16 protein-coding genes are annotated in these 13336 nt (G+C 59.7%); 8 read left to right on the top strand and 8 right to left on the bottom strand.

Annotated features, from left to right (window positions below):
• Nucleotides 1–162: 162 nt before the first annotated feature.
• Both NKF06_RS00725 and tnpA read right to left on the bottom strand, forming a co-directional pair.
• Nucleotides 163–1461 (bottom strand): transposase, encoded by a 1299-nt coding sequence (locus NKF06_RS00725; protein ID WP_253244198.1) that lies wholly within the window; start codon nt 1459–1461, stop codon nt 163–165.
• 1 nt (nt 1462) lies between these two features.
• On the bottom strand, nt 1463–1867 hold the full coding sequence (gene tnpA, locus NKF06_RS00720) for an IS200/IS605 family transposase (RefSeq protein ID WP_253244197.1): 405 nt from the start codon (nt 1865–1867) through the stop codon (nt 1463–1465).
• A gap of 697 nt (nt 1868–2564) precedes the next feature.
• On the opposite strand from tnpA, the gene NKF06_RS00715 reads away from it, so the two are divergent.
• The gene (locus tag NKF06_RS00715) at nt 2565–3881 is read left to right on the top strand and encodes a hemolysin family protein (protein ID WP_253244196.1); all 1317 of its coding nucleotides are present in this window, start codon (nt 2565–2567) and stop codon (nt 3879–3881) included.
• Nucleotides 3882–4175: 294 nt separating this feature from the next.
• Nucleotides 4176–4694, top strand: coding sequence for a DUF21 domain-containing protein (locus NKF06_RS00710; protein WP_253244195.1), 519 nt, complete (start codon nt 4176–4178; stop codon nt 4692–4694).
• A 343-nt stretch (nt 4695–5037) separates the two neighbouring features.
• Here the strand turns inward: NKF06_RS00710 and NKF06_RS00705 are convergent, their stop codons facing one another.
• From NKF06_RS00705 to NKF06_RS20955, 3 genes are read right to left on the bottom strand one after another with little or no spacing between them, the layout of a single operon-like run.
• A complete protein-coding gene (locus NKF06_RS00705) occupies nt 5038–5211 on the bottom strand; it encodes a hypothetical protein (RefSeq protein WP_157575490.1) in 174 nt (57 codons plus the stop codon).
• Between the two features lie 42 nt (nt 5212–5253).
• On the bottom strand, nt 5254–6477 hold the full coding sequence (locus NKF06_RS00700) for a transposase (protein WP_253244194.1): 1224 nt from the start codon (nt 6475–6477) through the stop codon (nt 5254–5256).
• On the bottom strand, nt 6478–6600 hold the full coding sequence (locus NKF06_RS20955) for a hypothetical protein (protein WP_256477161.1): 123 nt from the start codon (nt 6598–6600) through the stop codon (nt 6478–6480).
• Between the two features lie 388 nt (nt 6601–6988).
• On the opposite strand from NKF06_RS20955, the gene NKF06_RS00695 reads away from it, so the two are divergent.
• The 3 genes from NKF06_RS00695 (at nt 6989) to NKF06_RS00685 (ending at nt 8993) form a co-directional block, all read left to right on the top strand.
• A complete protein-coding gene (locus tag NKF06_RS00695) occupies nt 6989–8239 on the top strand; it encodes a PQQ-binding-like beta-propeller repeat protein (protein ID WP_253244193.1) in 1251 nt (416 codons plus the stop codon).
• A complete protein-coding gene (locus tag NKF06_RS00690) occupies nt 8236–8679 on the top strand; it encodes a hypothetical protein (RefSeq protein WP_253244192.1) in 444 nt (147 codons plus the stop codon). Before NKF06_RS00695 ends, NKF06_RS00690 begins: the two co-directional genes overlap by 4 nt.
• Before the next feature lie 137 nt (nt 8680–8816).
• On the top strand, nt 8817–8993 hold the full coding sequence (locus NKF06_RS00685; protein WP_198526139.1) for a hypothetical protein: 177 nt from the start codon (nt 8817–8819) through the stop codon (nt 8991–8993).
• A 47-nt stretch (nt 8994–9040) separates the two neighbouring features.
• Here NKF06_RS00685 and NKF06_RS00680 read toward each other — a convergent pair whose 3' ends face one another.
• The gene (locus NKF06_RS00680) at nt 9041–9700 is read right to left on the bottom strand and encodes a bacterio-opsin activator domain-containing protein (protein WP_253244191.1); all 660 of its coding nucleotides are present in this window, start codon (nt 9698–9700) and stop codon (nt 9041–9043) included.
• A 102-nt stretch (nt 9701–9802) separates the two neighbouring features.
• On the opposite strand from NKF06_RS00680, the gene NKF06_RS00675 reads away from it, so the two are divergent.
• From NKF06_RS00675 to NKF06_RS00665, 3 genes are all read left to right on the top strand, one after another.
• Nucleotides 9803–10147, top strand: coding sequence for a hypothetical protein (locus NKF06_RS00675; protein ID WP_253244190.1), 345 nt, complete (start codon nt 9803–9805; stop codon nt 10145–10147).
• Nucleotides 10148–10411: 264 nt separating this feature from the next.
• Nucleotides 10412–10603, top strand: a complete 192-nt coding sequence (locus NKF06_RS00670) for a hypothetical protein (RefSeq protein ID WP_042665900.1) — start codon at nt 10412–10414, stop codon at nt 10601–10603.
• A gap of 77 nt (nt 10604–10680) precedes the next feature.
• Complete coding sequence (locus NKF06_RS00665) at nt 10681–10863, top strand: hypothetical protein (RefSeq protein ID WP_253244189.1); 183 nt, start codon at nt 10681–10683, stop codon at nt 10861–10863.
• Nucleotides 10864–10901: 38 nt separating this feature from the next.
• On the opposite strand, the gene NKF06_RS00660 is transcribed toward NKF06_RS00665, so the two are convergent.
• On the bottom strand, nt 10902–11090 hold the full coding sequence (locus tag NKF06_RS00660; protein ID WP_253244188.1) for a hypothetical protein: 189 nt from the start codon (nt 11088–11090) through the stop codon (nt 10902–10904).
• A 219-nt stretch (nt 11091–11309) separates the two neighbouring features.
• Entirely contained in the window at nt 11310–12539 is a 1230-nt protein-coding gene (locus NKF06_RS00655) for an orc1/cdc6 family replication initiation protein (protein ID WP_253244221.1), read from the bottom strand.
• Between the last annotated feature and the right edge of the window lie 797 nt (nt 12540–13336).

Here is a 13336-nt window from a genome sequence, read left to right as displayed (position 1 = left end):
CGGCCGAGACTGTCAGCACGAGCAGTTGCCACTACTCCACGACAATTCGGAAATTAACTCCGCCACCCTACCGCATCGACAACCCAGCACCCAGCCCCGTCCCGAGCGCCACGCCGATTGCGATTCCGAGCGCGAGGTTGTCCAGCAGTGAACTACCCTACCCTACTCGCTCACGGCTGACGCCGTTCGCTCCTTGAGGGTTGGGCTTCCTGTTTCAACGACGCGCTTTGCAGACACCAAAGTATCCACAGGAAGCGCAGTCTCCACAGGCGTTGATTCGGAGTATCCCACTCCTACATCTTCGAGACCGCGAGAAAGAATATTCCACGCCGCGTTCGCGTCCCTGTCCGCCTCAAACCCGCAGGCAGGACAGGAGTGTTCACGGACCCACAACGGCTTCTCCGTCGAGACACCACACGACGCGCACTCTTTGGTCGTACCACGCGGATTCACCGCGACGAAATGCGTCCCCTCTCGCTCGCACTTGTATTCAAGCAACGAGAGGAACGTTCCCCACGCGGCAGACGCCGTGTTGCGGCTGTTCGACGGCGACTCCATCATCCCCTTCACGTTCAGGTCTTCGACTGCCACGAGGTCGTACTCTCGAGCGTAGTAGTTCGAGAGTTTGTGCAAGAAGTCGCGGCGCTTCCGACGGAGGTCGGCGTGACACTCCGCAACTCGCCACCGTTGCTTCTCGTAGTTGTTCGACCCGTGTTGCTTCCGCGAGAGTTTCCGTTGCTCACGCTCCAAGCGTTCGCGCTCGTCGGAGAGGTCAAGCGACCCGACCGCCGTACCCTCCGTGTCGTGAGCGTACTTGAGAATCCCCACGTCGATACCGACGCACTTCTCGGGATTCTCAGGCAGTTCGGGCGGCTCACGGTCCATTTCGACGCCGAACGTGGCGAACCACTCGCCCGTCGGTTCCTTCTTGACCGTGACCTGCTTGAGTTTGGCGTCGTCCTCAGAAATCAGAGATTTCTGATGGGCTGCACAAGAGCTGTCGCTCTTGTGAACGTCGGGGATGGCGCGGTGGAGCCGAATCGGTATATCCGCGAGCTTCGAGAGTGACAGGACAGTCTGACCGCCCTTCTTGTCGAGCTTGAAGCCAGACTGACTGTAGGTGAAACTGCGGAACTCCCGTGGCGGCTTCCACTTGAGTTGGCCGACGCCGTAGCCGTTCTTCTTGAGCGCCGAGAGTCCTTTGAGGTTGTCGAACAGACGTTCCACGACGGTTTGGAGAACCTTCGAGTACACGTCGGAGAGGCCGTCCCACCACTTCTTCAGGTCGGGCAGTTCCGACCGTAGGGTGGTCATGGACGGCAGTTCGCCGTGTTCGTCTTGGTACTCGTTGAGGCGGTAGAGCGTGTGGTTGTACAGTTGCCTACAAATGTCTCGGTGGCGGTCCAACTCCTCACGGTGGGCGTCGGACGGCTTGAGACGGTACTTGTAGGCGTAGTACATTCTACTCGCGTTGGTTCTCGACGTACTGTTTCAGCACATCCAGCGACACCTGCCCCGTCGAGAGGAGGCAGTACGAGTCGTTCCAGAACGAGTCACCCCACAGTTCGGTCTTCAGTTCGTCCGCGTACTCATTGCGGATACGGCGGGCGGTCGCGCCCTTGACCGTGTTGATGAACTTCACGAGGTCTGTGGTTGGTTTCGCTCGGAACAGGATGTGTACGTGGTCGTCCTCGCCGTCGAGGTTCGTCAGTTCGACACCGTAGTTGTCCGTGAACCCGCTGATGACATCGTGTATGAATTGGGTTCGTTCCTCGGTTAGCACTCCGCGCCGATACTTCGTGGTGAGTATCAGGTGGTAGTGCAGGGAAAACGTCGAGTGCGCTCCCGTGTCGAGGTCGTATTCCATTGGGTTCGGCCAATACTATGCTACCCTACTGCAAAAACGTCACGACTGCGTGGGCCTGTGGGCCTGCAACCGTGGAATGTATGAGAACCGGGAGGCGCTGTATCCCCTCCCTGCTCGCGCCTCCCGTTCGGTCGGCGCTCGCTGAGGAAGGGGGCTTAGCGCCTCAATTCAGCTAAGCCGAGTGCGACGCCGAAGCCGGTTCCAATCGCAATCCAGGTGCCCATCGTCGCCGAATCCATCCCGCCGCCGTCGTCCCCACTCATACGAGCGCAATCGCAACGAGACGAGATAGTGGTTCGGAACGGAAACCCAAGACGCTCTTCGACCGGCCACCGTGACCAGGACAGGTCTCACAGCCACACACCCGCCACACCCCGAAGCTAGACCACAGACGAGTCAACCCAACACGAGCAGCGACCGCATTTCGCGAGGGATCCGAGTTGTTCGGCGACCGTTCGCCGGTCGTCGTACAGTCGCGCTGCGTGTCTCTGGGCGTCAGCGATGCCGAACGCGGACATCGCTTTGTCATCCTCGCATGGATCGTCGGAGTCGTTTCTGCACTCCGTAATCAGCAGATCCGCACCGTATCCAGCCCCTAGGAGTACGTTCGCGTGCTGTATTCGGCATGCCCTCGACAAGCGAGAACTGTTGTGTGCGTATCCACGTCCTACAAGTGACTCTACATCGGTAACTGAGTATGGTGGATTTATTCTCCCTCGGGGGACTGCTTCTTGCGTTCTTTCTCGTCATCATGAACGGCGTCTTCGTGGCTGCGGAGTTCGCGTTCGTCAAAGTCCGGCCCACGCAGGTGAACTCGCTCGTCGAACGCGGCAAACCGGGGGCAGCACTGGTACAGGACGTCATCCAGAATCTCGACGACTATCTGGCGGTCAGTCAACTCGGGATTACGCTCTCCTCGCTCGGTCTCGGCTGGATTGGCGAACCAGCCGTCGCAGCGCTCATCGAACCGGTCCTCGGCCAGGTGCTTCCTGCGGGGTCGGTTCATCTCGTCGCGTTCGTTCTCGGCTTCGGGTTCATCACGTTCCTCCACGTGGTGTTCGGCGAACTCGCGCCGAAGACGTTCGCGATTCAAGAGGCCCCGCGTATCGCGCTTCTCGTCGCCCCGCTCATGAAGTTCTTCTACTACGTGTTCGTGCCCGGCATCATCGTCTTCAACGGGACTGCCAACTACTTCACCCGCCTCGCTGGGGTCTCACCGGCATCCGAAAGCGAGGAATCCCATACGGAAGAGGAAATTCGGATGATTCTCTCGCGATCCGAGGAGACGGGGCACATCGACGTCGATGAGGTCGAAATGATCGAGAGCGTCTTCGAACTCGGCGACACGATCGCTCGCGAGATCATGATTCCGCGTCCGGACGTCGAGACTATCCCCGCCTCGATGTCGTTTCCGGACCTTCGGTCGGTTGTCGCGACGGGAACTTACACGCGCTATCTCGTGCTCGACGAGGACGGCGATCAGCCGCTCGGCTTCGTTCACGCGAAAGATATCCTGCGAGTGAGTGAAACCGAGCCAGAGTTGGATGAATCGATGACCGCGCGAGACCTTGCCCGGCCAGTCCTCACCATCCCGGAAACGCGACGGATCGACACGATCCTCGCCGACTTTCAGACGCGTGGGGAGGGCCAGATGGCCGTCGTCGTCGACGAATGGGGCGTCTTCGAGGGGATCGTGACCATCGAAGATATCCTCGAAGAGATCGTGGGCGACATCCAAGACGAGTTCGATACCGCGACGCAAGAACCGTCTATCGAGCGGCGCGACGACGGCGCGTACGTCGTCGACGGCGGGGTCCCGATTCAGGACGTAAACGACCGACTCGACACTCGATTCGAGAGTGATGACGTCGAGACGATCGGTGGACTGGTCTTCAGTCGCCTCGGCAGAGTTCCTGTCGTGGGCGATCAGATCGATGCGGACGGATACGTTATTCAAGTGGAGTCTGTCGACGATACTCGAATCGAACGATTGGTAATCCAACCAACGGAGTAGCGTGGAGTCCCCTTCCGCAAGGAACGACCGAAGCGAATCAGCCACCTGCTGTTTCGTGGCATCTCCCCGTACTCACACACGGGATGTCGCCGGTCGAGGGTGGGCAACCGACCCACGGAGACCACGGTCGGAGTCGTCTGGGTGACGTGACGGAGTTTCGAGACCAACGCAGGCTGTCTCTGTGCGTGCACTGGCACGCCCGCAGTCGCGGCGGCTCCAGGCAGCGAACCGACAACGTCACCCACTCCACCCCAACCACCGAGATTCATACACCTCCCAGCGTACCATCCTGGTATGAGTACGTATTCGATTTTAGGACCGTCACTCGTCGCGGTCGTGATCTTGTTGTCGCTGAGTGCGTTCTTTTCCAGCAGTGAGTCAGCGATCTTTTCGCTCTCGGATGACATGCAGCCCGCGACCGAAGACAGTACGAAAGACAGCCGTACACTCCAACAACTCCGTGCGAACCCACATCGACTCCTCGTCACGCTGCTGGTCGGCAATAACCTCGTCAACATCGCCATCACCAGCATCGTCACGCTGCTGGTTGCACGGTTCGTTCCCCCCGGATACACCGTCGTGATCGCAACACTCTGTGTGAGTGTGCTCGTCCTCGTCTTCGGGGAAATCGTGCCGAAATCCTACGGCCTCGGCCACGCCGAGTCGTGGAGTCTCCGTGTCGCCCGCCCAATCTCGTACGTCGAACGCGTACTGAGGCCACTCGTCGTGTTGTTCGACATCGTCACCCGATGGCTGACGACACTTATCGGCGGCGACCAACAGATCGAGAAACCATATCTCGACGAGGACTAACCACCACCCCGAAGGGCGTGGCATTCAGCATCGACTCCCGTTCTAACCGCCACGGACGAAAAGCGTATACGCACAGTTCAGGAACACACAGCGTTCATCAACAAGCCCTGTGAACCACCAGACATGAGCACCCCATGAGCACACGCGTTCCAGAACTACTGATCTCGATTGGGGGATTGGCACTGGTGACTCAGTCGGTCGTGTTCGAAGGGACCTTCGGACTGGTGGCGAACCCGGGTGTCTCTGGCGGCCTTCGCGACATCCTGAGCGGTGGGCTGTTGCTGGTGGCAACGGGCTGCCTGTTCGGTGGTGTGTATCTCCACCGCACGAATCGCTGACTGGGTCAGCCGGTCGAGTCGTAGACAGCCAGATACAGTATTCCAACGAGGCCGATGAGTCCAAGGCCAAGGTATCCAGATTGCGGGACCAACTGCCCGTAGCTGAACACGCCGATGACGATCAGGACGAGCAGGTAGAACTCGATCAACAGCAGGTGTCTGCGGAGGGCCGAATCCATGGATCCACTATCGTCGGCGGAGTTATTGTGAACTACCCCACCCTACCGCTCGCCTGACGGCTCGCGCTTGAGGGTGGGGCTTCCTGCTTCTACGACGCGCTTTGCAGACACCGAATCGGTGTCCACAGGAAGCGCAGTCTCCACAGGCGTTGATTCGGAGCGTCCCTCTCCTACATCTTCAAGACCGCGAGAAAGGATATTCCACGCCGCGTTCGCGTCCCTGTCCGCCTCAAATCCACACGCTGGACACGAGTGTTCGCGCACCCACAGCGGTTTCTCGGTCGAACCGCCGCACGACGCACACTCCTTGGTCGTCCCGCTCGGGTCTACGGCAACGAAATGTGTGCCTTCGCGTGCACACTTGTATTCGAGCATCCGCAGGAACGTTCCCCACGCCGCGCCTGCTCGGTTCCGTGAGTTGCCCGGCAGTTCCACCAACCCCTGTGCGTCCAAGTCCTCCACGGCTACCAAATCGTACTCGGTGGCGTAGTAGTTCGACAACTTGTGGAGGAAATCCCGCCGCTTTCGCTTGAGGTCGGCGTGACGCTCGGCTACGACCCGGCGTTGTTTCTCCCAATTTGCAGAGCCGTGTTCCTTCCGTGAGAGGGCACGTTGTGCCCGTTCCAAGCGTTCGCGCTCGTCGGAAAGGTCGGGGGATTCGACCGCCGTTCCGTCCGTGTCGTGAGCATACTTGCAAATTCCAACGTCGATGCCGACGCACTTCTCGGGGTTTTCAGGCTTCGCTGGTGGGGACTCAGGCGTTTCGACACCAAGAATGGCGTACCACTTCCCGGTTGGTTCCTGCTTGATTGTGACCGTCTTGATTTCGGCGTCGTCGGGCAGGTCGCGGTGGAAGGTGAGCGGGATTTCCCCGAGTTTCGAGAGCCACAGTTTGGTCCGACCGCTCGTGTTTTTGAGCTTGAAGCCGGATTGACTGTAGGTGAAACTGCGGTACTCGCCCGGTGCCTTCCAGTTGAGAGTGCCGACGTGGTAGCCGTTCTCTTTGCGACCGCGAAGTGTTGAGAGGTTGTCGTACAATCGCTGAACGACTTTCTGGAGAACCTTCGAGTGAACTTGTTTCAGGTCGTTCCACCACTTCTTAAGATTCGGAAGGAGCTTCTGTTCGCTGTATGCCGAAGTGTTGTCGGTTCGGTTGAGTCGGTGGAGGAAGTGGTTGTAGACCTGCCTACAGGTATCGACAGTCCACGCTAACTGTTGTTCGAGAGCGTCGGACGGTCGCAGCCGATACCTGTAGTTGTAGTTCATCTACGAGCGTTCTTCGATGAGTTCGTCAAGTTTCTCTTGGACGAACGACGAGAGGTTAAGATGGTTCTCCTCAATCCACTCGGCTTGGTCGTCACGGATAGAGATGTTCTTGCGTGTTGCCACGCCACAATATACACAAAGTACACAAATAAGCGTTGCGATTGCGTGGGCCTGTGGGCCTGCCACCGAATCGTGTATGAGAACTGTGCGGCGCTGTATCCCCTCCCTACTCGCTCCCTTCGGTTGCTCCTTGAGGAAGGGGCCTTAGCGCCTCAATTCAGGTAAATTTGACTCTTGTTCGACGACCGACAGCACGAGTGTGGTCCTCCTCAGGTGGTCGGTATCGAAGTCCCAGCGTGGCTGAGCGACCGCCACGAGAACCGAATCGGTCTCACATAACTGCTACACCTATCTGAACAGCACCGCACGGACTCCGAGCGAACACCATGGAGCCGCAGTCATGTCAACAACAACGACAGACCCTATACCCCGACAGAGAGAACCGACGAGTATGCCCTCCGAATCGCTCGTCTCACGCCGCGGCCTGCTGGCCATACTGGGCGGGGCTGCCTCGATCGGCCTCGGGGCGGTGTTCGGGACGGACGCCGCCCGTCCCCCGCTCAGTCTCGAACACCGAGTCCCCGCAGGCGAGTGGCCGATGGCGAAGCGGACGCCCCGACGCACCGGCTTTCAACCACAGCCCGGCCCCCAAGACGGTCTCGTCGAGGCGTGGCGACAGCCCGTCGAGTCCGCGAACGTCGTCTCTCCCGGACTGGTGGCGACGAACGACCGGGTGTACATCGTCGGTCGCTATGCGGTGCGGGCGCTCGCGAGTACGGACGGCCGACCCGACTGGGTGCGTCCCCGGGAGAACGCGCCGAGCGTCCTCACCAGCCGCGCCCCGTTCGAGTTCCTCCAGACGGGACCGACCGTCAGCGGCGACCAGTTGTACGTCGTCGGTGGGGTGACGCTGTACGGACTCGACGCCACAAGCGGGCAGTCGACGTGGGCGTTTCGGACGACGAGTAGTTTCGAGCACGTCCTCCCGGTCGGCAACCTCGTCGTCGTCGGTGTCTCTCGCGGGTCCGAGGACCACCTCGTCGCCCTCGATCAGTCGACGAGTTTCGAGCGTTGGACACAGGCGACTGCCGAGGTCCCACTCGCGTTCGCGTCGGGCACGGAGGGCCACGTGGACGCCCCGCTGTTACTCACCGGAACCACAGCACAGGGCGACAACCGGCAGTTGGTCGGCCGCGACCCGGTCGATGGCTCCGTCGACTGGCGAACGACCGCCGACGCACCGACGTTCGAGGCGTTCGCGCTTCCCGCGATTAGCCGGGGGCGCGTCTACGCCGGTGGGTCGCGGCTGACTGCGTTCGCGGCCACCGACGGGAGCGTCGAGTGGCAGACGCCGATCGTGGACCGTGCCGAATCGATCTCGCCGGTCACCGACGGCGAGCGGGTGTACGGCGTCGGTGGCGGCGTCGCCATGGCAGTTGACGCGGCGACCGGCACGCGACAGTGGTCGGTGTCGGTCGGCGACGTCACCCCGTTCGTCCCGCCGGTCATCGCTGGTGAGACGCTGTACGTCCCCGGCGACGACGCCATCATCGCGCTCGACACGACCGACGGCTCGACGCGGTTTCGGCACGCGCTCCCGGCGTCGACGCCCGACGGCATGGCGAGCGCCGACGGCAACCTCTACGTCAGAACCCATCAGTCGGTCCGTGGCTACGTCGCCCCCGAGGAGGGAGACTCGTGAGCGACGCCGCGTCGCCCGCCGAGACTGCGGTGTCGACGTACGCCCAGCAAGTGGGACGCGGCGTCGTCTTCCTGCTTATCCTTCAGTACTCGCTCGGCATCGGTGTGAGTGCGACGGTCCAGCACGCGTTCGGTCCGACCCCGATTGTGCGCCCCACAATCGTCTCGACTGTCGTCGTGGCGCTCGTCGTTGCAGTCCTCGTCAACAGCGCCCACCAACCCAGCTACCGACAGCTGACGGGCTTCACCGTGGTTGCGTTTGTGATCGGGACCGCAGTCACCACCCTCGTTGGGGGTGGAGACGGACACGTCGGTGCGCTGTATCCGACGCTGCAGACCGGGCTCTCCTGGCTGGGCGCGTTCTGCATTGCGTACGCCGTCGCGTTCGAAGTCGAGTGGAGCCGCGTCGTCGAGGTGCTGCTCACGCGTCCGAGAGCGTAGTACTGCTCCCCCGCCGCCGAGCACGTCGGGCGGCGAACCGCCGACGCGACGCCGAGGCTGACCACAGCGCTGCGTCGCGATGTCCCGGCCGACTCGAACACACCACACCTAACAGAAGGCCCGCTCTAAGCCAGCCCATGGACCGGACGGACTTCTTCCTCGGCTTGATCGTCGTCCTGTTGGCTGCACAGGTATACGAGACTGGAGATGGTCACACACCGATATTCATCGTACTCCCCGTGATGGCGATTCTGTATCTGGGGCCGGTGTACCTCGTTGGGGCAGTCGTCTTCGAGAACGTCGTCGACAGCTGATCCGGCGCACACGGGGAGGCACGTGAATCACAGCGGGAGCCAACGACCTACCCCTGTGCAGATGCCGACTCGTTGACCACCGTCTGCTGGACGAGTTGCTTCACGCCTCTACGAAACCGTTCGGACGCGGAGCTATCCGAGATGTCAAGCCGGTCTCCCAGGTCGGCCAGCGAACACGTCCGCGGAATCTCCAGATATCCACACGCAGCCGCTTCGACCAGCAGCTCTCGTTGGGCGTCCGTCAACGACACACTGGGTCCGTCCTGGTATGTCTCCTCGTAGAGTCGCTTGACGGAGATGTCGATCTCGTGGTCACGACAGAACTGCATGATGTGTCTGAACGCGTCTCGACTCGGGAACTGGGCGTGACACCGCCAGCCGTTGTTGGTCCCGACCGCACGCTGGAGGACGCCCCCGACCGAGATGAACTCGGGCATGAGATTCGTCTCGTCTCCGACCGGAGTGAAGTCCACCCGGTAGAATCGACGGTCTCCGGTATCGTCCAAGACGGTTGGATTCGTGACTGAGCGGTCGTCAGCGAGCGCCCGCTCGACCGCCGCGAAGTCGTCGCTCCGCACCGAAAAAAGCATCTGCGTCCGGTCGTCTGCACCACGATACGTCTCTTCCCATTCGACCTCAATGTCGGGTATCTCTCGTAACGGCGTGAGCAAGACCGGATGGTCGATCGTGAATTCTGCTATGAGCATTGCTAGCGCCCCTCACTATATGATAAAATGTGACGGTTACGTATAAACACCCGGGAGGCTCAGGCAGGGGACTCATTCCATCCTCGATAGAACAACCAGTCGATGTCAACCTTCGACGTGCCGTCGTCGCAGCAGGAACCTGATCGCCTCGGGGAGCTGTGCAGGGTCATCGCAAAGAAACGTCGTCGCCACGTCCTGTACGCTCTCCGTGACGCGGACGACGCGACTGTGACTGTGGAACGACTCGTCCAGTCGCTCGTCGAGCGGGCGGGCGACAACGGCCGCGCACGAGTCGAACAGCGTCTGCACCACGTCTCGCTGCCGAAACTCGTCAACGCGGGCGTCATCGAACACGACCGCCGGAGTGGGTGTGTCCGGTATCGGCCATCCCCACAGCTCGAACAACTGCTGGAACAGGTGTCGGCACTCGAACCCCGCGACTCCTGAGGCCCCACGACCGGTCGGACAGACGGCGGCTCTTCTTTGTGTCCGCTGGACTGGTCGCAGCCGAGGTTGACGAAGTCCACCAATTTTGTATACTCATTGAGATGATCCGGTATGAAAGTCGCGAGTTATACTGTCACGGGTCGCCACTATGCGGAACTCACAGACGCGCTAACTGAGCGATTTTCTCCGACGGAAGCCCACACGGGTGATGGGTTCACGGTGTTGCTGATTGAGAAATACGAATTTTGGCGGACCAACTCGAATATGCAGGCGACGATTATCCTCGAAGAACAGACTGAGACGACGTGTTTCCTCAAGGTCATCGTCGGTGGCGGCGCAAGCGGGATTTTCAATTTGACGTTCGGCTCGGAACAGAAGGTCCTCCGAAAGATGACGACGGGAATCGAGGAGGTGATCGACGAACTCGGCATGGAGTTCAACGCCACTGCTCGCTAACTCCCAGTCACGGGGCCTCGCCGAAGAGTACGCGAAACCACTTATCGGCAATCGCGCCGAACCGGGAACACAGCGCCGTGTATCTCCGAAAATTGCAGTGGCTCACCACATCGTTGGCCATCCTACTGGTCGTCCTCGTGCCGATGGGTGCGGTCGCTCGGTCCGTCTCGTACCGGAGCGGACAAGTAATCGTTCTCCTGAGTGTGCTCACCGCGCTGGCGCTCGGCTACCTCTTGACGTACGAGTTAGACGTGTGGTAGCACCCTAAGCCAACCACCCATCCGCGAACGCCTCGACCTCACTCTTCGGACTGCCGACGGACCTCGTTGAGCAACGTCGGGAGAACGATCCCTACACCGAACAGCGCGACGAGTTCGACAAGCTGGTTTTCGAGGTACTGCTGTGCCAGATACCAGGCGGTGAGCCCGAGAACCATGAACACGAGCGTCGTCTTCGTCTCGGTACTCAGGCCTCGCTCACCGGTCATAGTCGTTGTTCAGCGCCCGCGGATGTAAATTCGGCCCACGAGTTCTCGACGGGCCGTGTCGAGCCAAACAGATTCCACAGCGCCGGCCAATCGGGGTAACCACGCGCTGGCGTGGGCACTCCGCGTTATCCATGGACACCACCCCACCCCACGACTTCATCTGTTGTTTCGAGATACAGAACGCACTCCCTCCCCCCACGACTTCATCTGTTCTATGGGTCACCGCTCCGAGTGGTTCTTGACGAACGATTGAATTGAGCGGTGGACGCCGATTTCGTCGATCGTATCGGCGAGCGTTTCTGCAATCAGTCCGAGATCGTAGTTGAGTCCGTAGAGTACCTTCTTCCCGCCACGCCGTCCCAGATTCCGTTCTTGACCGGTGATTACACCCATCATCTTCAACTCGGAGAGGTGACTCTGCATCTGCCGGTGTGACAGCGGGTCAATGCCACTCGAATTGCAGAGTGCCAGATAGCGTTCACGAACTGTTGGGGAGGTAACTGGCGTCTCTCCATCCGCAGCAAACGTCGTGAGCGCGTAGAGGGTCAGTCGGGCGTGTTCTGTGAGCTTCGACACACCAGTCGTGATTTGGTCGGACTCGAGTTTTCGTTTGGCTTGCTCGACGTGTGTCTTCGTCACTTGTGGTGCGTTCTCGTTCCGTGCGATGTCTCCCGCTTCTAAGAGGAGGTTAATCGCCTGTCGCGCGTCACCCGAATCTTTCGCACCATAGGCGGCACAGAGTGGGATGACGTCCTCCGAGAGTGCATCGTCGTGGAAGGCAACTTGGGTCCGTTGTTCGAGCACTTTGCGGAGTTCTCCCGCATCGTACGGTGGGAAGTACACCTCCTTTTCACAGAGACTTGACTGGACCTTGGCCGATAGCCCTTCTCGGTACGAAAGGTCGTTCGAGATGCCGATTAGTCCAATCTTCGCTGACGTGACGTAGCCGTTGTCCCGTGCGCGTGGAATCTGATACAGAAGCGAATCGTCGTTGACGTGGTCAACCTCGTCGAGGATGATGAGTATGGTGCCGTACTGATCGAGTTCTTCCCATAGGAACTGGTACACTTTCGACTGTGGGTAGCCAGTCATTGGGATCTGGTCTTCTGGCCCACGAAGACGGTTAATAATCGTCACCGCGACTTGATAGCTCGTGTTGAGTCCGTCGCAGTTGACGCGTACCGCGTGCAAGTCAAGGTCGGGAATTGACTGCGCCGCGTCTTGGAGTCGGTCTAATAAGAACCGCGTTGCAGCAGTTTTCCCGACACCGGACTTGCCGTACAGAAAGATATTCGACGGGAGCTCGTTGTTGATTACCGGCTGGAGAGCAGAGTGGTACTCGCTTAATTCCTCGTCTCGACCGACGAGTTCTTCCGGGGTATAATCTTCGCGTAGCACGTCCCGGCTTTTGAAGATTTGATTTGATTGCGAGAACTCGAAAGATCCCATACGTGATGCAGACAGGTATACCACATATATGCCTTGGTTCATCTGTTTCATCTGTTCCTTGAGCATATAAACATCGAACACCACCACTTCATCTGTTCTGGATTGTTCGACCCGTCTGCAATTGCGGAGACGCATCTCCCAGCCTACGGTAACACAGACTGTCCGTCTGACTGCACTACAAACGCTGCAAAGAATCGGAGAACAGATGAAGTCGTGGGGGGTGGGGGTCACCACATTGTGCATCGTCGTCAGTTGGTCACAGATGTTCGTTCGTCTCCCGACCCCCATCACTTCATCTGTTTAGCTGCTTCTCATGGCTTCTCCCCTCCGATTTCCAATACTCACAGCCCATCCGAAGCGAAGGGTTCGTTCGTGATGTAGTCCTGCTGAGTCTGTGGGCGTTCCGCAAGAACAGATGAAGTTGTGGGGGGAGAGAGCAGACCGTATTGAACGTCCACACCGAGGATTCGGAGACGCTACAGAACTCGTTCTGGCGATGTGAGTCAGTAATTCACCCCCACGACTTCATCTGTTTCGGCAGGGTTCAAGCGCTAACACGCCTCGAATCGACTGTTCCAATATCGAACGGAAGAGACCACGCGAAGCTGAACGACGACTACCGAGTGTCTCGCGGCCGTGAGTGGAACGATACACTCGAACCGGTACTCCATCCGTTTCGACATTCGTGACACCACCCCACCCCACGACTTCATCTGTTAACGCCCTGCTTGACTGCGGACAGCGTTGAGTGCTGTCCACCCCGAGACACTCGCCGTGCGTCTCTGGTACTGGGCCGC

It is taken from the genome of Haloferax sp. AB510, from assembly GCF_024136985.1.
GTDB lineage: Archaea > Halobacteriota > Halobacteria > Halobacteriales > Haloferacaceae > Haloferax.
The sequence above is the reverse complement of the archived record's forward strand: the minus strand, read 5'-3'. Positions and strand labels throughout refer to the sequence as shown.